Here is a 20,941-nt window from a genome sequence, read left to right as displayed (position 1 = left end):
CGGCGCTCCGCCGAGCGGCGGGAACCACACGGTCGGCGGGCGGCGGGCGGCGGGCGGCGGGCGGCGGGCCTGCCTAAGCGGTGGTGCGCTTGCGGCGGGTCCGCTGGGCGGGCACCGCGTCGCTGACCCGGTCGCCGAGGATGTCGCGGAGGAACTTGCCGGTGTGGCTCTCGCCCACGGCCGCGATCTCCTCCGGGGTGCCCTCGGCCACCACGCCGCCACCGCCGTGGCCGCCCTCGGGGCCCATGTCCACGACCCAGTCGGCGGTCTTGATCACATCGAGGTTGTGCTCGATGACGATGACCGTGTTGCCCTTCTCCACCAGGCCGGAGAGCACCTTGATCAGCTTGCTGATGTCCTCGAAGTGCAGCCCGGTGGTCGGCTCGTCCAGGACGTAGACGGTGCGGCCGGTGGAGCGCTTCTGGAGCTCCGAGGAGAGCTTGACCCGCTGTGCCTCGCCGCCGGAGAGGGTCGGTGCGGACTGGCCGAGCCGGACGTAGCCGAGGCCGACCTCGTTGAGGGTGCGCAGATGGCGGGCGATGGACGGTACCGCCTCGAAGAAGCCCAGGGCCTCCTCGATCGGCATGTCCAGCACCTCGGCGATGGACTTCCCCTTGTAGTGGACGTCCAGCGTCTCCCGGTTGTAGCGGGCGCCGTGGCAGACCTCGCAGGGGACGTAGACATCCGGCAGGAAGTTCATCTCGATCTTGATGGTGCCGTCGCCGGAGCAGTTCTCGCAGCGGCCGCCCTTGACGTTGAAGGAGAACCGGCCCGGCAGATAGCCGCGCACCTTGGCCTCCGTGGTCTCCGCGAAGAGGCGGCGGATGTGGTCGAAGACGCCGGTGTAGGTCGCCGGGTTGGACCGGGGGGTGCGGCCGATCGGCGACTGGTCGACATGGACCACCTTGTCCACCAGGTCGGTGCCGGTGATCCGGGTGTGCCGCCCGGGCACCGAGCGGGCGCCGTTGAGCTCCCGGGCCAGGTGGGTGTAGAGGATGTCGTTGACCAGGGTGGACTTGCCGGAGCCGGAGACGCCGGTGACGGCGGTGAGGGTGCCCAGCGGGAAGCCGACGGTGACGTCCTTGAGGTTGTGCTCACGGGCGCCGTGGACGACCAGCTGCCGCTTCCGGTCGCGCGGCCGCCGCTCCTCTGGGGTGGCGATGGACCGCTTGCCGACCAGGTACTGCCCGGTCATCGACTCCTCGTTGGCCAGCATCTCGGCCAGCGGCCCGGAGTGGACCACCTTGCCGCCGTGCTCGCCCGCACCGGGGCCGATGTCCACCACCCAGTCGGAGGTGCGGATGGTGTCCTCGTCGTGCTCCACCACGATCAGGGTGTTGCCCAGGTCGCGCAGCCGCACCAGGGTCTCGATCAGCCGGTGGTTGTCCCGCTGGTGCAGACCGATCGACGGCTCGTCCAGCACATACAGCACACCGACCAGGCCGGAGCCGATCTGGGTGGCCAGCCGGATGCGCTGCGCTTCGCCGCCGGAGAGGGTGCCTGCGGCGCGGTTGAGCGAGAGGTAGTCCAGACCGACGTCGACCAGGAACCGCAGCCGCTCGTTGACCTCCTTGAGCACCCGCTCGGCGATGGTCTTCTCGCGGGCGCTCAGGGTCAGCCCCAGCAGGAAGTCCGCGCAGTCGCTGATCGACATGGCCGCGACCTCGGCGATGGACTTCTCCTGGACGGTGACGGCCAGCACCACCGGCTTGAGCCGGGTGCCCTGGCAGCCGGGGCAGGGCACCTCCCGCATATAGCCCTCGAAGCGCTCGCGGCTGGAGTCGCTCTCCGCCTCCGAGTGGCGCCGCTGCACAAACGGCACCGCGCCCTCGAAGGAGGTGGTGTAGGAGCGCTCGCGCCCATAGCGGTTGCGGTAGTGGACCGCGATCTGGGTCTTGTGGCCGTACAGCAGCGCCTTGCGCGCCCGGGCCGGCAGCCCGGCGAACGGGATGTCGGTGCGGAAGCCCAGCTCGGTGGCGAGCGCGCCGACCAGCCGCTGGAAGTACTCCTTGGTGTGGCCGAGCGCCCAGGGGTGGATGGCGCCCTCGTCGAGCGACTTCTCCTCGTCGGGCACCACCAGCTCGGCGTCGACCTCCATCCGGGTGCCGATGCCGGTGCACTCCGGGCAGGCGCCGAACGGCGAGTTGAAGGAGAAGGACCGGGGCTCCATCTCCTCGAAGGAGACGTCGTCGTACGGGCAGTACAGATGCTCGGAGAACATCCGCTCGCGCTGCGGGTCGTCCTCCGGGAGGTCCACGAAGTCCAGCACCACCATGCCGCCGGAGAGCCCCAGCGCGGTCTCCACCGAGTCGGTGAGGCGGCGCTTGGCGGACTCCTTCACGGTGAGGCGGTCCACCACCACCTCGATGGTGTGCTTCTCCTGCTTCTTCAGCTTGGGCGGCTCGGTGAGCTGCACGGTGGCGCCGTCCACCCGGGCGCGGGCGTAGCCCTTGGCCTGGAGGTCGGAGAAGAGGTCGGCGTACTCCCCCTTGCGCGCCCGCACCAGCGGGCTGAGCACCTGGAAGCGGGTGCCCTCCGCCAGCTCCAGCACCCGGTCGACGATCGCCTGCGGAGTCTGCCGGGCGATCGGCCGGCCGCAGTGCGGGCAGTGCGGCTTGCCGATGCGGGCGAAGAGCAGCCGCAGGTAGTCGTAGACCTCGGTGATGGTGCCGACGGTGGAGCGGGGGTTGCGGGAGGTCGACTTCTGGTCGATGGAGACCGCCGGGGAGAGGCCCTCGATGAAGTCGACGTCGGGCTTGTCCATCTGCCCCAGGAACTGCCGTGCGTACGAGGAGAGCGACTCCACGTAGCGCCGCTGGCCCTCGGCGAAGATGGTGTCGAAGGCCAGCGACGACTTGCCCGACCCGGACAGCCCCGTGAAGACGATGAGCGCGTCGCGGGGCAGGTCGAGCGAGACGTTCTTCAGGTTGTGCTCGCGAGCACCGCGGACGATGAGGCGGTCTGCCACGCTTCTGCGCCTTTCTCCGGAGAGGGTCTGGGGCTGGAGGTATGAGGCTGGCGGTCTGGGGCGATCGACGCCGTTATGGGGGCGGCCCGGCTCGGTCCGGCGCTCGGCCCATGGACGGGCGGACGCGGCGCCATACCGGCGGCGGCGTCATAGGCCCACGGTCGATCGTAACCAGACGGCTCGGGCGTTTCTTCCAGGTTCGGCAGGATCGGAGGACCAGCGTATAGCTCACGCGTTCGAATATCGAGTCTGTCCAGCCAGAAGCACCCGAACGAGTGACGGCCCGCGCCGCCCCACCCGCCCCCGCGCCGACGCAAAACCGCTGCCGGCAACGGAGACCACGGGTAGCGTCCGATAGTGCGCCCCCGCCGGACCAACGACCGGGGAGGGCCCGGGAAACGCCACCGACCCCAGGAGGACCCGCCCGATGCCCGAAGCGACCGACCCCGCGACTCCCGCCCCCGCCGCACCGGACGCCGCCCCGGCCCTCGTCCGCGACGACCTGGCCGAGGTCGCCGAGGCCACCGAGCGGCTGCTGCGCACCGTCGCTGGACTGGAGCCCGCCGCCCTGGCCGAGCCCTCCCTGCTGCCGGGCTGGACCCGGGGCCATGTCCTCGCCCACCTCGCCCGCCACGCCGACTCGCTGGTCAACCTGCTGACCGGCGCCCGCACCGGGCAGGACATCCCGCAGTACGCCGGCGAGGACGCCCGGGACCGGGGCATCCAGGACGGCGCCGGGCGCCCCCTCGGGGAGCAGCTGGCGGACCTGCGCGCCTCCCATGAGCGGTTCGCCGAGGCGGCCGCCGCGATGCCCGCCGACGCCTGGTCCACCCTGCTGCGCCACCGCCACGGCTACACCTTCCCCGCCTCCGAGATCCCCGGGAAGCGGCTGGTGGAGCTCGAGTACCACCATGTCGACCTGGACTCCGGCTACACCCCCGCCCACTGGTCGGCCGCCTTCGCCGACCACGAGCTGGAGCGGCTGGCCGCCAAGTTCCGCGCCGCCCCGGAGGCGGAGCCGGTACGGCTCCTGGTGGAGGCCGCAGAGCGGGAGCTGCGCATCGGCCCCCCGGCCGACCGGCCCGAACTCACCGTGGAGGGCCCGGTCCGCGCCCTGGCCGCCTGGCTCTCCGGCCGCTCCGACGGCGACGGCCTCCAGGTCCACCGCGACGGCGTCCAGCTCACCGACCCGCGCACCGCGCTCCCGAAGCTGCCCCCGATGGGATGACGCCAGGCACCCGGTGCGTGATCATGGACAAGAGTCCACTCCGTACGAGAAAGAGGAGCGCGAGCCCATGTCCTACCACGGAGCGGTGAAGGTCGGCGGGCCGCCGGACGTGCGTGAACTGGCCCATCTGATGATCACCAAGGTGGCGGTCGGCCCGATGGACAACAACGCCTATCTGCTGCGCTGCCGCGCCACCGACGAACAACTCCTGATCGACGCGGCGGCCGACGCACCGACCCTGCTGGAGACGGTCGGCGACCGCCTGGCCACCGTGGTCACCACCCACCGCCACCGCGACCACTGGTCCGCGCTGGCCGACGTGGTCGCCGCCACCGGGGCCCGCACCGCCGCCGGACGCCATGACACCGAGGGCATCGCCGTCCCCACCGACCTCCCGCTGGACGACGGCGACACCGTCCGGGTCGGCGATGTCCGGCTCACCGTCCGCCACCTGATCGGCCACACCCCCGGCGCGATCGTCCTGGTCTACGACGACCCCCAGGGCCACCCGCACCTCTTCACCGGGGACTGCCTCTTCCCCGGCGGCCCCGGCAGGACCGCGAATCCGGGAGACTTCGCCTCGCTCATGGACGGACTGGAGGAGAAGGTCTTCGGCGTCCTCCCGGACGAGACCTGGATCTACCCGGGCCATGGCAACGACACCACGCTCGGAGTCGAGCGCCCTCGGATCCCGGAGTGGCGCGACCGGGGCTGGTGATCCGGTCGCACGGGGCCGGGACAGGGCTTCGTCCACCCTTGACCGGATTGGCACGGTCCGCGTTCACACTCGGCACGGCTGCCTCCGAAGTTGCTCCAAAAAACTCTGCACCCGGCTGCAACCGTTGGTGAAAAGAAGCGTCTCTACATGCGAGGCACCGCAACAGAGTGCCGGAGCGGACGCGGCCCATCAGGCAGCGCCGCCTGTTGACACTGGGGGATCAGCATGAAGACCGAAGGCACCGCCATGCCGCGCACCGCCCGCACCGCCCGCCGCTCCGCGTCTGCGGCGGCACTGCTCGCGTGCATCCTCGGCTCCGGCGCGGTGCTCACAGCGGCACCCTCCGCGTTCGCCGAGTCGGCACCGTCCGCGGGGATCACCCTCTCCGCGAACACCCCGGCGTCGGTCGGTTTCGCCGGTCAGCCGGTCGAGTTCACCGAGACGATCGACAACACGGGCACGCCCCGCCCGGTCGCCCTTGAGCTGGACGCCACGACCGGCCCGGGGGTGCCGGAGAACGGGCTGGTGATGCAGTTCCTGGAGGGGAGCACGTGGAAGGACCTGGCGCTGACGTACGACGTCGGCCAGGGCCGCTTCGAGGGCCGATCGGAGAACTTCCACCTGGCCGTCGGCCAGCGGACCCTGAAGCTGCGGATCGGTCTGCCGATGGGCACCCCGTTCAACGGGGCCAGCAATGGTGGGACGCAGTCGATCAAGCTGCACTCTGCGGTGGCCGACGCGGCCGACGAGTGGAACCCGCTGGCCGAGGACACCCACACGATCGGCGTGACCTCCATCTCCTCCTCGGTGTCCCACGTCCCCGCCACGGTGGTCGCGGGCGGCGCGCCGATCGAGTTCGACGCGACGCTCTCCAACCCGACGCCCTCGGACTATGTGCGCCTCGGCAATGTGCTCTTCATCGACGCCCCGGCGAAGGTGCAGGTCCGTACCGGGAACGGTGCCTGGACCACCCTGGGGCCGATCCAGGGCCGCGACCGCCAGGGCTTCTACCTGGACGGGGAAAGCTCCTCGGCCAAGGCCGGCACCACCCACACCGTCCGGGTGCGGCTCAGCTACCCGAGCAGCGCGAAGCCGGGCAAGGCCACCATCAGCCCGTGTGTCTTCGTCAACGAGGGCCGCGAGAACTTCCGGGGCACGACGCTCTGCTCCAGGAGTGCGACCGTGACCATCGCGGCCGGCCCGTCTGCCGGCGCCTCGCCGAGCCAGAGCGCGACCCCGACGCAGAGCGCCGCGCCGAGCCAGAGCGCGACGCCGACCCAGAGCACCACCCCGACTCGGAGCGCCACCCCCAGCAGCGCTCCGAGTCCCGCGCAGAGCACCTCGCCCGCGCCGGCTGCCGCCCCTGTGACGCCCGCCTCCTCCAGCGGCGGCGACGAGCTCGCCCACACGGGCGCCGGCAGCAGCACCCTGCCCCTGGCGCTGGGCAGCGCCGCGCTTGTCGCCGGCGGCGCGGCCCTGCTGGTGTTCCGTCGCCGACGCAGTGCCTGATCATTCGCCAGATCATGACCTCGGGCATCCTCGCCTGAGGCCCGGGTAGCAGCCCGGCCGATGGCCGCCCCCTCCGGTGGGCGGCCATCGGCCTTCTCGGGGTCCGGAGCACTCAGCCGCCGACCGGCCCTGGCTCACCGACGATCCCGTCCCCGCTGGACCAGAGGTCCGGCCGCGTCGAGGACGCGGCCGGACCTCTCTCTCACCGCAGGTCAGCGGCGGTGGCCCGGGTGGTGGTCGATGCGGCCGCCCCAGCTCGCCTGGTCCACGACGCGACCCCGGTCGTCCCGCAGGGTGGCCGTGTCCACGCGGTCCCACACGGAGCGGCGCTGCTCCTGGTAGACGTCGCGGAAGGTGTCACGGCCGTGGCCGGTGTGGACCCGCACGGACTGGTGTCCGCGCAGGCTCACATGGCGGAGGCGGAACGAGTGCCGGTCACGGTCCGACAGGGTCCAGCCGCGCAGGTCCACGGGGCGGCCGGAGGTGTTGGTGAGGGTGATCCACTCCCGGCTCGCGTTGCCGTCCCGGTGGACCGGGCCCAGCTCGACGATCGCGCGGTGGCGGTCGATCCGGTGGTGGGGGTGGCCGGCCGCCTGGGCCGTACCGGTGCCGAGAACGGCGGCCGCTGCGGTGGCGGCGAGGAGCATGGAGGCGATGCGACGTGCGTGCATTGATGTCCCCTGGTTCGGTGCGCGGCCTGGGTGCGGCTGCGCCGATGGGATGACCGTACGAGGCATCGCGGGCGGCCCGGGGTAGCTCGGCCACGACTTCCCCCGAAGAGGTGATCATGGTGCGGGGTCGGCGGTCCGCCGCCCCGGCGTGCGCCGGGTGCCCGCGCCGCGTCCGGGGCCCGAACACCGGCCGGTCGGCCGGAATACCCGCTGGTCAGAGCGGTGCCGGGTGGCCTTCCCGAACGCCTGCGCGCCGCCTGCGGCGGTGGGCCGGAGGCGGCGCGGGGCGGCGCGAAGGGCGACGAACCGTGCGGCGCGGGCGGGGTTCACCCCTGAGGGGGACGACCCGCACGACCGGGCCGCACGACCGGGCCGCACAGCCGGGCCGCACGGCCACGGGCGGCTCAGGCGTCGATCGAGTGGCGCTGCTCCGCCCGCTCCGCCTCGGCCTTGCGGCGGGAGGCCAGCAGGCTGGTCGCCGTGGTGACCACGAGCACGGTGCAGATGACGCCCAGCGAGACCGGGATACCGATCTGGGGGACGTGCACCCCGGACTCATGCAGCGCATGCAGCACCAGCTTGACGCCGATGAAGCCCAGGATGATCGACAGGCCGTAGGAGAGGTGGACCAGCTTCGCCAGCAGGCCGCCGATGAGGAAGTACAGCTGGCGCAGACCCATCAGCGCAAAGGCGTTGGCGGTGAAGACGATGTACGGGTCCTGGGTCAGGCCGAAGATCGCCGGGATGGAGTCCAGCGCGAAGAGGACGTCCGTGGTGCCGATCGCCAGCATGACGATCAGCATCGGGGTCATCAGGCGACGGCCGTTCTCCCGGACGAACAGCTTGGTGCCGTGGTAGCCGTCGGTGGCGGGGAAGCGCTTCTGTACGGCCTTGAGCAGGCGGTTCTCCTTGAACTCCTCGTCCTGCTCATCGGACCGGGCGTCCTGGATGAGCTTCCAGGCGGTCCAGATCAGAAAGGCGCCGAAGAGGAAGAAGACCCAGGAGAAGGTGGAGAGGACGGCGGCGCCGGCCGCGATGAAGCCGGCTCGGAGCACCAGGGCGACAAGCACGCCGACCATCAGCACCCGCTGCTGGAAGACGGCGGGCACCGCGAACCTCGCCATGATCAGGATGAAGACGAAGAGGTTGTCGACGCTGAGCGACTTCTCGGTGATGTAGCCGGCGAAGAACTCACCGGCGGGCTGCGACCCGGCCTGCCACCACAGGACCCCGCCGAAGACGGCGGCCAGCACGACCCAGACGGCGGTCCAGGTACCGGCCTCCCTGAGGGAGACCTCATGCGGCTTTCGGCCGCCGATGAAGAAGTCGACAGCGATCAGGGCGCACAGCGCCACGATGGTGGTGGCCCACATGGCCAGGGAAACGTCCATCCTGCACCTCCGGCAGATTCGGCGAACACTCGTCGGCTGCCGGAGGTCTCTTCCGTCCACACCTCTGCGGACCGGCGCCCCGGGCACCGCCGGCTCTGCCGGGCGCTGCCGTGATGACGGGGACGCTGCGGGGGAATACTCCCCTCCGATACAGAGAACCCTACCAGGAACCCCCAAGGGAAGGTAAAGGAAGGTCCTACGAAGGTAAAAGATCGGAGGGTGGACTCCGCCCGGGGGCTACAGGAACGGCGCAATGGCGGGGAGCATGTCCTGGAAGGTCCGGGCCTGCGCCGGGGCGCCGATGGCGGCCATCTGCCAGCCGCCGGAGCCGTCGCGGTACACCTTGGCCATGATCTGGCCGGTGTGCGCACCGCCGCCGGTCAGCTCATAGCGGGCCAGCTCCTGGCCGCTGGTCTCGTCCACCAGTCGGCAGTGGGCGTTCTCCACCTGCTGGAAGTTCTGCCCGGTGTAGGAGCTGACGGTGAAGACGATCTGGGTGATGTGCACCGGCACCCGGGGCAGGTCCACCAGGATCGACTCGTCGTCACCGCCCGCGCCGACGCCGCCGACCAGGTTGTCGCCGGTGTGGCGGATGGAACCGTCATTGCTGACCAGGTGCTGGAAGAAGACCACGTCCGACGGGGTCTTGTCGGCGTAGAGCACCGCCGAGGCATCCAGGTCGATCTCTCGGGTGCGGGTGCCGAACAGTCCACGGCGTGGGGCGGCCTTCCAACCGAGGCCCATCCGCACGACTGCCAGCGACTCGCCACTGGACTTCTGAAGACTGACGCTCTGGCCCTTCGCCAGGTTCACCGACACGGTGCCGTCCTCTCTTCCGGATCGGCCCCGGTGATGACCGGCCGAGGCCCCCCTCTGCGGTGTTCCGGCGCGGTGCCGCGAGTGCGGGAGCGCGCCCGAGGGCTGATCCGCCCCCCATTGCCCCCACCCTATGGCGACCACGTCCGGCGCCACGCAGGGACTACCCCTGTGTGGCGCTGCTCAAAGACATTCTGCCCCGGCGGACCACCCCCACGGGTGGCGGGTCCGCCGGGGCGGCAGCTCAGACCATGCCTGCTTCGCGCATCTGGCGCAGCTCCTTTTTGAGTTCCCCGACCTCGTCGCGCAGCCGCGCGGCGACCTCGAACTGCAACTCGGCGGCGGCGGTGTGCATCTGGTCGGTGAGGCTCTGGATCAGCTCGGCCAGCTCGGCGGCGGGCAGGGTCTTGGCGTCGCGCCCGTCGGTGCCGCCCCGGCCCAGCGCCGGGACCGGCGCCTTGGTCTTGCCCACGCCCCGGTAGCCGGTGGAGAGCAGCTCCGTGGTGTCGACGTCCTCCCGGGCGATGGTGTCCAGGATGTCGCCGATCTTCTTCCGCAGCGGCTGCGGGTCGATGCCGCGCTCCCGGTTGTACGCGATCTGCTTCTCGCGCCGCCGGTTGGTCTCGTCGATGGCCTTCTCCATCGCCGGGGTGATCCGGTCGGCGTACATGTGGACCTGGCCGGAGACATTGCGCGCGGCACGGCCGATGGTCTGGATCAGCGAGGTGCCGGAGCGCAGGAAGCCCTCCTTGTCGGCGTCCAGGATGGCGACCAGGGAGACCTCGGGCAGGTCCAGGCCCTCACGCAGCAGGTTGATGCCGACCAGCACGTCGTACTCGCCGGCCCGCAGCTCGCGCAGCAGCTCGACCCGGCGCAGGGTGTCGATGTCGCTGTGCAGGTACCGCACCCGGATGCCCAGCTCCAGCATGTAGTCGGTGAGGTCCTCGGACATCTTCTTGGTGAGCGTGGTGATCAGGACGCGCTCGTCCTTCTCGGTGCGCAGGCGGACCTCGTGCACCAGGTCGTCGATCTGGCCCTGGGTGGGCTTGACGATGACCTCGGGGTCGACCAGTCCGGTGGGGCGGATGATCTGCTCGACCTGGCCGTCGCCCCGGGAGAGCTCGTATGGGCCGGGGGTGGCGGAGAGGTAGACGGTCTGGTCGGTCCGCTCCAGGAACTCCTCCCACTTCAGCGGCCGGTTGTCCATCGCCGACGGCAGCCGGAAGCCGTGCTCCACCAGGGTGCGCTTGCGGGAGGCGTCGCCCTCGTACATCGCGCCGATCTGCGGCACGGTGACATGCGACTCGTCGATGACCAGGAGGAAGTCCTCCGGGAAGTAGTCGAGCAGGGTGTTGGGGGCCGTCCCCGGGTCGCGGCCGTCGATGAACCGGGAGTAGTTCTCGATGCCGGAGCAGGTGCCGATCTGGCGCATCATCTCGATGTCGTAGGTGGTGCGCATCCGCAGCCGCTGGGCCTCCAGCAGCTTGCCCTGCTTCTCCATCCGGGCCAGGGTCTGCTCCAGCTCCTGCTCGATCTCGGAGATGGCGCGCTCCATGCGCTCCGGGCCGGCCACATAGTGGGAGGCGGGGAAGACGTAGAGCTCCTGGTCCTCGGAGACGATCTCGCCGGTGAGCGGATGCAGGGTGTAGAGCGCCTCGATCTCGTCGCCGAACATCTCGATCCGGACGGCCAGCTCCTCGTAGACCGGGAAGATCTCGATGGTGTCGCCCCGCACCCGGAAGGTACCGCGGGTGAAGGCCAGGTCGTTGCGGGTGTACTGGATGTCCACAAAGCGGCGCAGCAGGGCGTCGCGGTCGATCTCCTCGCCGATCTTCAGCGGGACCATCCGGTCCACGTACTCCTGCGGGGTGCCCAGGCCGTAGATGCAGGAGACCGAGGCGACCACGACCACGTCGCGGCGGGTGAGCAGCGAGTTGGTCGCGGAGTGGCGCAGGCGCTCGACCTCCTCGTTGATCGAGGAGTCCTTCTCGATATAGGTGTCCGTCTGCGGGACGTATGCCTCGGGCTGGTAGTAGTCGTAGTACGAGACGAAGTACTCGACGGCGTTGTTGGGCAGCAGTTCGCGGAACTCGTTGGCCAGCTGGGCGGCGAGGGTCTTGTTGGGCGCCATCACCAGGGTCGGGCGCTGGAGGCGCTCGATCATCCAGGCGGTGGTGGCGGACTTGCCGGTGCCGGTCGCGCCGAGCAGCACGACGTCCTTCTCGCCCGCGCGGACGCGGCGCTCCAGCTCGGCGATGGCCGCCGGCTGGTCGCCGTTGGGCTGGTAGGGGCTGACGACCTCGAAGGGCGCCACTTTGCGCTTGATGTCGGTGATGGGTCGCACGACACCCACCGTACGACCCACCACTGACAACCGGGCCGGGCCACTGACAACCGGGCCGGGTCAGGCCCCGGGGGCGACCCTGGCGCTGTCCCGGGCCAGGGCGACCAGCCGGGAGACGGCCCGCAGGTACTTCTTGCGGTAGCCGCCGCGCAGCATCTCCTCGCCGAAGATCTCGTCGAAGGGGGTGCCGGAGGCCACCACCGGCAGCTCGCGGTCGTACATCCGGTCGGCGAGCACCACCAGACGCAGCGCGGTGGCCTGGTCGGGGACGGGCCGTACCCCGCGCAGGAAGACCGCCTGCACGCCGTCGAGCAGCGCGCCGTAGCGGCTGGGGTGGACGGTGGCGAGGTGGGCCAGCAGGTCGCCGAAGTCGTCCAGGACGGCGCCGGGGGTGCGGGCGGCGGCCTCGGTGACGGTGTCGTCGGCGTACGGCGGCGGCGCGGCGGGCAGGCCCCGGTGGCGGTAGTCCTCGCCGTCGATCCGCAGCGGGCGGAAGTGCGCCGCCAGGCCCTGGATCTCGCGCATGAAGTCGGTGGCGGCGAAGCGGCCCTCGCCGAGCCGGTCGGGCAGGGTGTTGGAGGTGGCGGCGAGCTTGACGCCGCTCTCCACCAGCCGGCCGAGCAGGGTGGAGACCAGCACGGTGTCGCCGGGGTCGTCCAGCTCGAACTCGTCGATGCAGAGCAGCCGGTGGCCGGAGAGGGCCTGCACGGCCTGCTGGAAGCCGAGTGCGCCGACCAGGTTGGTCAGCTCCACGAAGGTGCCGAACGCCTTGGGGCCGGGGGCCGCGTGCCAGAGCGAGGCCAGCAGATGGGTCTTGCCGACGCCGTAGCCGCCGTCGAGGTAGACGCCCGCCGGGCCGGACCGGGCCGGTTCGGCGCGGCGGAACCAGCGGCGGCGGCCGCTGCCCGAGGCCGAGGCGCCGCCGAGGCTGCCCGCGAACTCCTCCAGGACCCGCACCGCCTCCGCCTGGCTGGGTTGGCCGGGGTCGAGCAGGTAGGAGGCGAAGCTGACGCCGCCGAACCTCGGCGGCGGGACCATCTCGCCCACCAGGCGGTCGGCGGGCACGACGGGGTGGCGCTCGGAGAGGCCGGCGGCACGGGTGTTCGGTAGGGCAGGCACAGTCCTACAGCCTACGGCGCGTGGAAGACTGCCCGGCATGCGCCGTCTTCTCCCCGCCGACCCTGCCGACCCCGCCGACCCCGCCGCCCACGCCACCACCCCGGGGCCGGACACCCTGGAGGGCCTGGCCGCCGTCTACGCCTACCCCGCCGAGGCCGACCGGGGCCGCCCCTGGCTGCGCGCCAACATGGTGGCATCGCTGGACGGCGCGGCCCGCGTCGACGGCCACTCCGAGGGTCTGTCGGGCGCCGCCGACAAGCGCGTCTTCGGGGTGCTGCGGGGGCTGTCGGACGTGGTGCTGGTGGGCGCGGAGACGGTGCGCAGCGAGGGGTACCGCCCGGCGCGGGCCCGGGAGGCGTTCGCGGCGGACCGGGCGGCGCGCGGCCAGGCGCCCGCGCCGGCCATCGCCGTGGTCAGCCGCAGTCTGGACCTGGACCTCTCGACCCCGCTCTTCACCGAGCCGCTGCTGCCCACGGTGGTGATCACCGCCGAGAGCGCCCCGGCCGCGGCCCGGCGGGCCGCCGCCGAGGTCGCCGACCTGGTGGTGGCCGGGGAGGAGCGGGTGGACATGGCGGCGGCGGTGCGCGCGCTCGCCGACCGGGGCTGGACCAGGCTGCTCACCGAGGGCGGTCCCCGGCTGCTGGGTCAGCTGGCCTCGGCGGGGCTGCTGGACGAGCTCTGCCTGACGCTGGCGCCGCTGCTCGCGGTGGGCGACGCGCCGCGCATCCTGCACGGTCCGGAACCGGCGGCGGCAGAGCGGTTCCGGCTCTGCTCACTGCTGGAGGAGGATGGTTTCCTCTTCGCCCGCTACGCCCGCCCGGTGTGACCACCGCAACGCTGCGGCACACCCCGTTCCCTGCGTGGCCCCCGGGGCGGGAGGGCAGTATGGGAGCAGGCAGGGACCGGGGGCCACGGGGAGAAGAAGGGACTCACGTGTTCACGACCGTACTGATGATCGAGAAGGCGCTCTCCGAGGCCGACATCGAGCTGGTCACCACGCTGCACGGCGAGGAGAAGACCTCCTTTGTCGTCCTGATGCAGCCGCGCGGCCGGCAGGACGAACTGCTGCGCGCCCTGGACGACGTGGCGCTCGGCCGCCTGGAGGAGGCGGTGCACGAGCGGGACGAGGACGACACCGCCACCCCTGCCGACCAGGCGCTGGCGCACACCCTGGACCGGCTGCACGCCGCCGGTTCGGACGCCGTCGGCCATGTGGTGTCCGACAACCCGCTGGGCATGCTGCGCACCGTGGTGGAGGACACCGGGGCCGACGAGGTCATCGTGCTCACCTCCCCGCACTTCGTCGAGGAGTTCTTCCACCGCGACTGGGCGTCGCGGGCCCGCCACCGGGTGGGCGTGCCGGTCCTCAAGCTCTTCGCGCACGACGTCTGACACCCGCCCCGCCCCGGGCGTGGGTCGTGGCGGGGGCCGCCTCCCCGTGGTGCAGAATCGTCCTTGCGGCTGCGGCCTCCCCGCGCCGTACGACGCACCACAGAGCAGCAGCCCACCACCCCGGGAGTACCCCCGTGAGCGACGCCCCGAGCGACCTGCACGCCCCGCACTTCATCGGTATCGGCGGCGCGGGCATGTCCGGCCTGGCGAAGATCCTGGCCCTGCGCGGGGCGGAGGTCTCCGGCAGTGACGCCAGGGAGTCGGCCACCACGGCGGCGCTGCGGGCGGCCGGGGCCGAGGTCGCCATCGGGCACGCCGCCGGGCAGGTGCCGGAGACGGCGAGCTGCGTCGTGGTCTCCAGCGCGATCCGGGAGGACAACCCGGAGCTGGTCGCGGCCCGCGAGCGGGGCCTGCCAGTGATCCACCGGGCCGATGCGCTGGCCGCGCTGATGCACGGGCGGCGGGCGCTGGCGGTGGCCGGTACCCACGGCAAGACCACCACCACCAGCATGCTCGCGGTCAGCCTGGCCGCCCTGGGCCTGGACCCCTCGTACGCCATCGGCGGCGACCTGGACGAGCCGGGCAGCAACGCCCACCACGGCAGCGGCGAGATCTTCGTCGCCGAGGCGGACGAGAGCGACCGCTCCTTCCACAAGTACGCGCCCGAGGTGGCGATCGTGCTCAATGTGGAGCTGGACCACCACGCCAACTACGCCTCCATCGAGGAGATCCACGAGTCCTTCGAGACCTTTGTGGGCCGCATCGAGCCGGGCGGCACCCTGGTCGTCTCCGCCGACCACTCCGGCGCCCGCGAGCTGACCTCCCGGGTCTCGGACCGCCCCGACCTGCGGATCGTCACCGTCGGCGAGTCGGCCGACGCCTCGCTGCGGATCCTCTCGGTGGTGCCGCGCGGGATGTCCAGCGAGGTCACCGTGGAACCGGCCGGTACCGACGGGGCGCCGCTCACCTTCACCGTCTCGGTGCCCGGCCGCCACTACGCCCACAACGCCGTCTCCGCGCTCGCCGCCGGGATCGCGCTGGGCGTGCCCGCCGAGGAGCTGGCCACCGCCCTGGGCAGCTACCGGGGGGTGCGCCGCCGCCTCCAGCTCAAGGGCGAGGCCGGGGGCGTCCAGGTGATCGACTCCTATGCGCACCACCCCACCGAGATCGCCGCCGATCTGGAGGCGATCCGGCAGAGCGCCGGGGGCGGCCGGGTGCTGGTGGTCTTCCAGCCGCATCTCTTCAGCCGCACCCAGCAGTTGGGCACCGAGATGGGGCAGGCGCTGGCGCTGGCCGACGCCGCCCTGGTGCTGGACATCTACCCCGCCCGGGAGGACCCGATCCCCGGCGTGACCAGCGAGGTCATCATCGACGCCGCACGCGGCCACGGTCTGGAGACGGTCCCGGTGCACACCATGGCCGAGGTGCCGGAGGCCGTCGCGGCGCTCGCCAAGGCGGGCGATCTGGTGCTCACCATGGGCGCGGGCGACGTCACCGGACTCGGCCCGGAAATCCTGGCCCGCCTCGCCGGCGTTGAGGCTGGTGTCTGACCGCAGTCGCGTTCGGCCGCACCGAAGGGAGCCCACCGTGGCCCAGGAGACCGGCAAGTACCGGATCGAGAAGAGCGACGCCGAGTGGCGCGCGGAGCTGTCCCCGGCGGAGTACCACGTGCTCCGCGAGGCGGGCACCGAGCGCCCGCACACCGGCGAGTACACCGACACCACCACCGTGGGCGTCTACTCCTGCCGGGCCTGCGGCGCGGAGCTGTTCACCTCCGGTACCAAGTTCGAGAGCCACTGCGGCTGGCCGTCCTTCTACTCGCCGCTGGCCGAGGACCGGGTGGAGTACATCGAGGACTCCACCCTCGGCATGCGCCGGGTGGAGGTCCGCTGCGCGCACTGCGGCTCCCACCTCGGCCATGTCTTCGAGGGCGAGGGCTATCCGACCCCCACCGACCAGCGGTACTGCATCAACAGCATCTCGCTGCGGCTGCGCCCCGCCGAGGGCTAGAGCCGGTGCCTCGCCCGCCGGCGCCTCGCCCGCCGACGTCTGCCCGGTAGCGAGGCGTCCCGGTGCGTGCAGCTGCAAGGCGGCGGGCCGCCCTCGCCAACGCGGCAGATGTGCGTGCCAGGGCGGCGGGCGCGGCAGCAGCCGCGGGTCAGGCGGCGTGGCCCGGGTGGTCGACCAGGGCGTGCCGGTGCATCAGGCGGGCGACGTCATGGCCGGTGACGATGCCCACCAGCCGACCGCCGTCCACCACCAGCAGCCGGGAGCCGCCGTGCTGGGCGGCCCGCTGGAGGGCTTCGGCCAGCGCCTCGCCGGGTTCGGCGGTGGCGCAGCGGGCCAGCGGCTGCGCCACATCCCGTACCCGGACCTGCTCGCGCTGCGCGGGCGGTACGGCGGCCAGTCGTCGGAGGGTGACCAGGCCGCTGGGGCGGCCCTCGAAGTCCACCAGGGGCAGCGCGGAGTGGTGGCTGCGCGCCACGGCGTCGTCCACGAAGCGGGCCACCGTCTGCCAGTCCGGGCCGGTCTCCACCGGCGCCGACATGGCGTCCGCGACCCGCAGCCCGCGCAGGGCGCTGCCCAGCATCGCGCGCCGCCGCTCCGCACCCGCCGTGACCGCCACAAAGAAGCCGATCAGGGCCAGCCAGAACCCTCCGGCGGACCCGCCGAGCACCGAGACCACGCCCAGCGCGATCAGCAGATAGCCCACCACCTGGCCGCTCTGGTCCGCCACCTGCTCGGCGCGCAGCCGGTCGCCGGAGCGCATCCACAGCAGCGCCTGGAGCACCCGGCCGCCGTCCAGCGGGGCGGCGGGCAGCAGATTGAAGACGCCCAGCAGCAGATTGGCCGCGCCCAGCCAGACCAGCAGCGCCGGGACCACGCCCCACCCCAGCGCGGCATGCAGGCCGACGCCCGCGCCCAGCAGGACGCCGCCCACCACCAGGCTGGTCAGCGGCCCGCTCCCGGCGACGGCCAGCATGGCCCTGGGGGTCTGCGGCGGGCCCATCCTGGTGACCCCGCCCAGCGCCCAGAGCGTCATGTCCTCGACCTTGACCCCGCCCCGGCGCGCGACCACCGCGTGCGCCCCCTCGTGCAGCACCAGGCTGGCCAGCAGCACCACGGCCCCGACCAGCCCCGCAACCGCGTACACGGCCCCGGACCGGCCGGGCACCCAGGGCGGCAGCACCTCCCGGCCCAGGTCGTAGCCGAGCACCACCAGCAGCAGCGGAACACTCCAGTGCACCTTCAGCGGTATGCCGAAGACGCGGCCGAGCCCCATCGAGCCGTCCACCGGGCACTCCTCTCCTTCGCCCCCTCCCTCCACGCTGCTCCCACCGGAGGCCGCGCGGAAGGGCCGATGGCCCCGCCGGACGGCCCGGACCCGCGCGGAGGCCGTGCGCGGAGCGCCGCGCTCCGGGGCCGCTCCGGGTCCGCTCCGGGGCGGCCGAAGCTCAAATCAAGCTCTGAGAATCGCCCCCGCCGATTGGCGGGTCCACCGCCGGGATACATCCACGGCACCGGGCCGGGCACGGGGGTCTCGGCCCGGTGCCGTCCGCGAGGGGGCGGCCTGACATCTCGGCGCGGCAGCGGGTACGGGCGACGGAGCCCGGCCGCCGGTCGCGCGGATCACGAAGGGGGCGCCCATGGAACGCAGCACGCCACCTCCCCTGCTGGGGGTCGGCATCGGCTGGCGGGCGGAGATCGACACGGTGGTGGAGCGGCTGCCCGGCGTCGACTGGGTGGAGGTGGTCGCGGAGAACATCCGCGCCGACCGCCTGCCGGAGTCGCTGCGGCTGCTGCGCGAGCGCGGCACGGTCGTGGTGCCGCACGGCGTCTCGCTGGGCCTCGGCGGCGCTGACCTGCCCGATCCCGCCCGGCTGGACGGTCTGGCCGCCAGGGCGGAGGCGCTGGACGCGCCGCTGGTGACCGAGCATCTGGCGTTCGTCCGGGCGGGCGGCGGCCGGACCGGGCTGCCCCGGCTGGAGGCCGGTCATCTGCTGCCCGTACCGCGCACCCGGGACGCCCTCGCGGTGGTCGCCGAGAATGTGCGGATCGCCCAGCGGGAGCTGCCGGTCCCGCTGGCGCTGGAGAACGTCGCGGCGCAGCTGGCCTGGCCGGACGCCGAGCTCTCCGAGGGGGAGTTCCTGGCCGAGCTGGTGGAGCGCACCGGGGTCGGGCTGCTGGTCGACGTGGCCAATCTGCACACCAACCGGGTCAACCTGGGCCTGGACCCGGCGGCGGAGCTGTCCCGGCTGCCGCTGGAGGCCGTCGCCTATGTACACGTCGGCGGTGGGGTGCAGGCCGACGGCGTGTGGCACGACACCCACGCCCACCCGGTGACCGAACCGGTGCTGGAGGTGCTGGCCGAGCTCTGCTCGCGCACCGTCCCACCGGGTGTCCTGCTGGAGCGGGACGACGACTTCCCGCCGCCGGCCGAGCTGGCGGCGGAGCTGGCGACCGTCGGCGGGGTGCTGCGGGCGGCACGGAGGCGGGCGGCGGAGGTGGCGGCGGGTGTCTGAGGAGTACGAGTACCTGGTGCCGCGCCTGAGCGAGGACGCCGGTGAGCCCGGCACGGCACCGGCCCGGGCGCGGCTGGCGCGCCGTCAGGCCGAGCTGCTGTCGGCCCTGGTGGCGGGCGGCCCGCTACCGCCCGGCTTTGACGCGGGGCAGGTCCGGGTACAGGCCGGGGGTCTGGCGGCCAAGCGGCGGGAGTCGGTGGCCAGGGTGGCGCCAGAACTGCCCGTCCTGCTGGGCGGACGGTTCGGCCCGGCGTTCCGGCGCTATACGGCGGCGACCCCGCCGACCGGCGGCCATCGCGCCGACGCGGTGGCGTTCGCCGCCTGGGTGCTCTGCCACGAGGAGGGGCTGACGGCCGGTCAGCGCCGGGGCCTGGCCCGCTGGCACGCCGACCGCACGGGGACCGCGCCGCGCGGGGCGGTCCTGGCGCGGCTGCGCGCGCCGCTGGAGTCGATCGGCCGCCGGGCACGGCGGTCGGGAGGGGGGCACTGATGCACCTGGAGTTCACGCTGGCGTGTACGGCGATGCTGGCCGCGTCGATGAACGCCGGTTGGGCGAACAGCCGACTGCGCCGGGTACCGGCACCGCAGGGCCTGCCCGGTCGGGGCCTGCCGCTGCTGGACACCGCGTTCCTGGCCGGTGGACCGGCCCGGGTGGCCGAAGTGGCGCTGGTGTGGATGCATCAGCAGGGGCGGGTGGTGGTCTCCCGGTCCGGGCTGGTCACGGTGACCGACCCGCAGCCGTGGAACGAGGTGGAGGCGGCACTGATCGCCGCCGCCGGGCCCGGTCGGCAGCGGTCCCTTCCGGGGCTGCGGCGCGAGGTGATGCGCAGCCCCGCCGTGCAGTCGATCGGGGAGCGGCTGGCCGACCGGGGGCTGGCGCGGCGGGCCACCGCGCACCGGCGGGCCCGGATCGCCCGGCGGCTGCTGGGGGTGGCGATGCTGCTGACGATGGTGCTGGGCGCGGTGGCCACCTTCCGGTGGATGGAGGACCACTTCGGGCTCACCGGGGACGGCGAGCCGGGCTTCCCGCCGTTCTTCGCCTTTGCGGGGATGTTCGCGTACGGGCTGCTGGTGCTGGCCCTCACCGGGCCGGGGCGCGGGCAGATCAGCCCTGCGGGGCGCCGCCAGTTGCAGCTGATGCGGGCCGGTGACCGGCCGTGGCGCCCGCATGACGCCCTGGCCGCCCCCGATCCGCTGCTGCTGGGGGCGGTGGCGCTGGGCGGGACGATGCTGCTCACCGACCCCGCGCTGCGGGAGGTGCTGGCGCCGCCGGTGTCGAGCGGCCCGGCCGGCTCCGGCGGCGGCGGGTTCACCGGGGGCGCGGCTGCGGCGGTGTGGTGCGGGTCGGCGACCGGCGGTCAGGACGGCGGGTCGCCCTCGGCATGCGGCTCGTCTTCGAGCTGCGGGACGTCTTCGAGCTGCGGCTCGGCGACGTCCGGTTGCGGCTCGGCGTCGAGCTGCGGGTCGTCGTCCAGCTGCGGCAGCAGTACCTGACAGAGCCGCCGCCCCGCGCCGCCGACCCGACCGGCGCGGGGCGCTGCGGCACCGTCAGACCAGTCCGGCCAGCAGCTCGGCGACCGGCTTGCGGCGGCCGGTGTAGAAGGGGACCTCCTCGCGGACGTGCAGCCGGGCGCGGGAGCCGCGCAGGTGGCGCATCAGGTCCACGATGCGGTGCAGCTCGTCGGCCTCGAAGGCGAGCACCCACTCGTAGTCGCCCAGCGCGAAGGAGGCGACGGTGTTGGCCCGCACATCGGGGTAGCCGCGCGCCATCTTGCCGTGCTCGGCGAGCATCTGGCGGCGCTCCTCGTCCGGGATCAGATACCAGTCGTACGAGCGGATGAACGGGTACACGCAGACATAGCCGCGCGGCTCCTCGTCGGCGAGGAACGCGGGGATGTGCGACTTGTTGAACTCCGCAGGGCGGTGCAGCGCCATGTTGGACCAGACCGGCTCCAGGTGGCGGCCCAGGGCGGTGCGGCGGAACCGGTTGTAGGCGTCCTGGAGCGCGTCGGAGGTCTCGGCGTGCCACCAGACCATCAGGTCGGCGTCGGCGCGCAGCCCGGAGACGTCGTAGGTGCCGCGCACCACCACGTCCTTCTCACGCAGCTGCGCGAAGAGTTCGTCCACCTCGGCGGCGTACCCGGAGCGGTCGTCCGGCAGCGCCTCCTTGAGCCGGAAGACCGACCACATGGTGTAGCGGACGACCTGGTTGAGGTCGCGGGCCTTCTTCTTCTCAGGCTGGGTGCTCTCGCTCATGCCCTT

The 20,941-nt window shown here is 72.7% G+C and carries 16 protein-coding genes and 1 pseudogene; 9 read left to right on the top strand and 8 right to left on the bottom strand.

The genetic code is table 11. From position 1 onward, the window contains the following. Positions 1-73: 73 nt before the first annotated feature. Entirely contained in the window at positions 74-2,968 is a 2,895-nt protein-coding gene (gene uvrA / locus C7M71_RS23395; protein ID WP_114914521.1) for an excinuclease ABC subunit UvrA, read from the bottom strand. Positions 2,969-3,395: 427 nt separating this feature from the next. On the opposite strand from uvrA, the gene C7M71_RS23390 reads away from it, so the two are divergent. From C7M71_RS23390 to C7M71_RS23380, 3 genes are all read left to right on the top strand, one after another. Continuing rightward, positions 3,396-4,196 carry a maleylpyruvate isomerase family mycothiol-dependent enzyme gene (locus tag C7M71_RS23390; protein WP_111492468.1) on the top strand — a complete coding sequence of 267 codons (801 nt, stop codon included), beginning with the start codon at positions 3,396-3,398 and terminating at the stop codon, positions 4,194-4,196. Positions 4,197-4,263: 67 nt separating this feature from the next. Next, positions 4,264-4,914: an MBL fold metallo-hydrolase gene (locus tag C7M71_RS23385; protein ID WP_162824336.1), complete on the top strand. Its 651-nt coding sequence runs from the start codon at positions 4,264-4,266 to the stop codon at positions 4,912-4,914. A 225-nt stretch (positions 4,915-5,139) separates the two neighbouring features. Beyond that, the gene (locus tag C7M71_RS23380) at positions 5,140-6,423 is read left to right on the top strand and encodes an LPXTG cell wall anchor domain-containing protein (protein ID WP_111492469.1); all 1,284 of its coding nucleotides are present in this window, start codon (positions 5,140-5,142) and stop codon (positions 6,421-6,423) included. 212 nt (positions 6,424-6,635) lie between these two features. Here C7M71_RS23380 and C7M71_RS23375 read toward each other — a convergent pair whose 3' ends face one another. The 5 genes from C7M71_RS23375 to zapE all read right to left on the bottom strand — a co-directional run bounded on the left by C7M71_RS23375 (position 6,636) and on the right by zapE (position 12,803). Continuing rightward, entirely contained in the window at positions 6,636-7,094 is a 459-nt protein-coding gene (locus C7M71_RS23375; protein WP_175607732.1) for a lamin tail domain-containing protein, read from the bottom strand. Between the two features lie 404 nt (positions 7,095-7,498). Beyond that, a complete protein-coding gene (locus C7M71_RS23370; protein WP_111492471.1) occupies positions 7,499-8,485 on the bottom strand; it encodes a TerC family protein in 987 nt (328 codons plus the stop codon). A 237-nt stretch (positions 8,486-8,722) separates the two neighbouring features. Next, positions 8,723-9,304 (bottom strand): TerD family protein, encoded by a 582-nt coding sequence (locus C7M71_RS23365; protein WP_111492472.1) that lies wholly within the window; start codon positions 9,302-9,304, stop codon positions 8,723-8,725. 241 nt (positions 9,305-9,545) lie between these two features. Further along, entirely contained in the window at positions 9,546-11,645 is a 2,100-nt protein-coding gene (gene uvrB, locus C7M71_RS23360; RefSeq protein WP_111492475.1) for an excinuclease ABC subunit UvrB, read from the bottom strand. A 60-nt stretch (positions 11,646-11,705) separates the two neighbouring features. Beyond that, positions 11,706-12,803: a cell division protein ZapE gene (gene zapE, locus C7M71_RS23355; protein WP_111492473.1), complete on the bottom strand. Its 1,098-nt coding sequence runs from the start codon at positions 12,801-12,803 to the stop codon at positions 11,706-11,708. On the opposite strand from zapE, the gene C7M71_RS23350 reads away from it, so the two are divergent. The 4 genes from C7M71_RS23350 (at position 12,802) to msrB (ending at position 16,166) form a co-directional block, all read left to right on the top strand. After that, a complete protein-coding gene (locus C7M71_RS23350) occupies positions 12,802-13,590 on the top strand; it encodes a pyrimidine reductase family protein (protein ID WP_114914520.1) in 789 nt (262 codons plus the stop codon). The two genes, zapE and C7M71_RS23350, sit on opposite strands and share 2 nt — an antisense overlap. Positions 13,591-13,697: 107 nt before the next feature. Then, positions 13,698-14,156: an indole-3-glycerol phosphate synthase gene (locus C7M71_RS23345; RefSeq protein ID WP_229758870.1), complete on the top strand. Its 459-nt coding sequence runs from the start codon at positions 13,698-13,700 to the stop codon at positions 14,154-14,156. A gap of 134 nt (positions 14,157-14,290) precedes the next feature. Continuing rightward, complete coding sequence (gene murC, locus C7M71_RS23340; protein WP_265737673.1) at positions 14,291-15,706, top strand: UDP-N-acetylmuramate--L-alanine ligase; 1,416 nt, start codon at positions 14,291-14,293, stop codon at positions 15,704-15,706. A gap of 37 nt (positions 15,707-15,743) precedes the next feature. Continuing rightward, positions 15,744-16,166, top strand: coding sequence for a peptide-methionine (R)-S-oxide reductase MsrB (gene msrB / locus C7M71_RS23335; RefSeq protein WP_111493517.1), 423 nt, complete (start codon positions 15,744-15,746; stop codon positions 16,164-16,166). Positions 16,167-16,314: 148 nt separating this feature from the next. Here msrB and C7M71_RS23330 read toward each other — a convergent pair whose 3' ends face one another. Continuing rightward, positions 16,315-17,451 carry a site-2 protease family protein gene (locus C7M71_RS23330; protein WP_111493519.1) on the bottom strand — a complete coding sequence of 379 codons (1,137 nt, stop codon included), beginning with the start codon at positions 17,449-17,451 and terminating at the stop codon, positions 16,315-16,317. 352 nt (positions 17,452-17,803) lie between these two features. Here C7M71_RS23330 and C7M71_RS32090 point away from each other — a divergent pair. Together C7M71_RS32090 and C7M71_RS23320 are read left to right on the top strand one after the other, a co-directional pair. Further along, positions 17,804-19,169: pseudogene (locus C7M71_RS32090) on the top strand (DUF692 domain-containing protein). After that, entirely contained in the window at positions 19,169-20,173 is a 1,005-nt protein-coding gene (locus tag C7M71_RS23320) for a TIGR04222 domain-containing membrane protein (RefSeq protein WP_111493521.1), read from the top strand. The pseudogene C7M71_RS32090 and the gene C7M71_RS23320 overlap by 1 nt, the downstream one beginning before the upstream one ends. A gap of 54 nt (positions 20,174-20,227) precedes the next feature. On the opposite strand, the gene hemQ is transcribed toward C7M71_RS23320, so the two are convergent. Further along, a complete protein-coding gene (hemQ, locus tag C7M71_RS23315) occupies positions 20,228-20,935 on the bottom strand; it encodes a hydrogen peroxide-dependent heme synthase (protein WP_111493527.1) in 708 nt (235 codons plus the stop codon). Between the last annotated feature and the right edge of the window lie 6 nt (positions 20,936-20,941).

This window comes from Peterkaempfera bronchialis, assembly GCF_003258605.2.
Lineage (GTDB): Bacteria > Actinomycetota > Actinomycetes > Streptomycetales > Streptomycetaceae > Peterkaempfera > Peterkaempfera bronchialis.
This window is presented reverse-complemented; position numbering and strand designations above follow the sequence as displayed.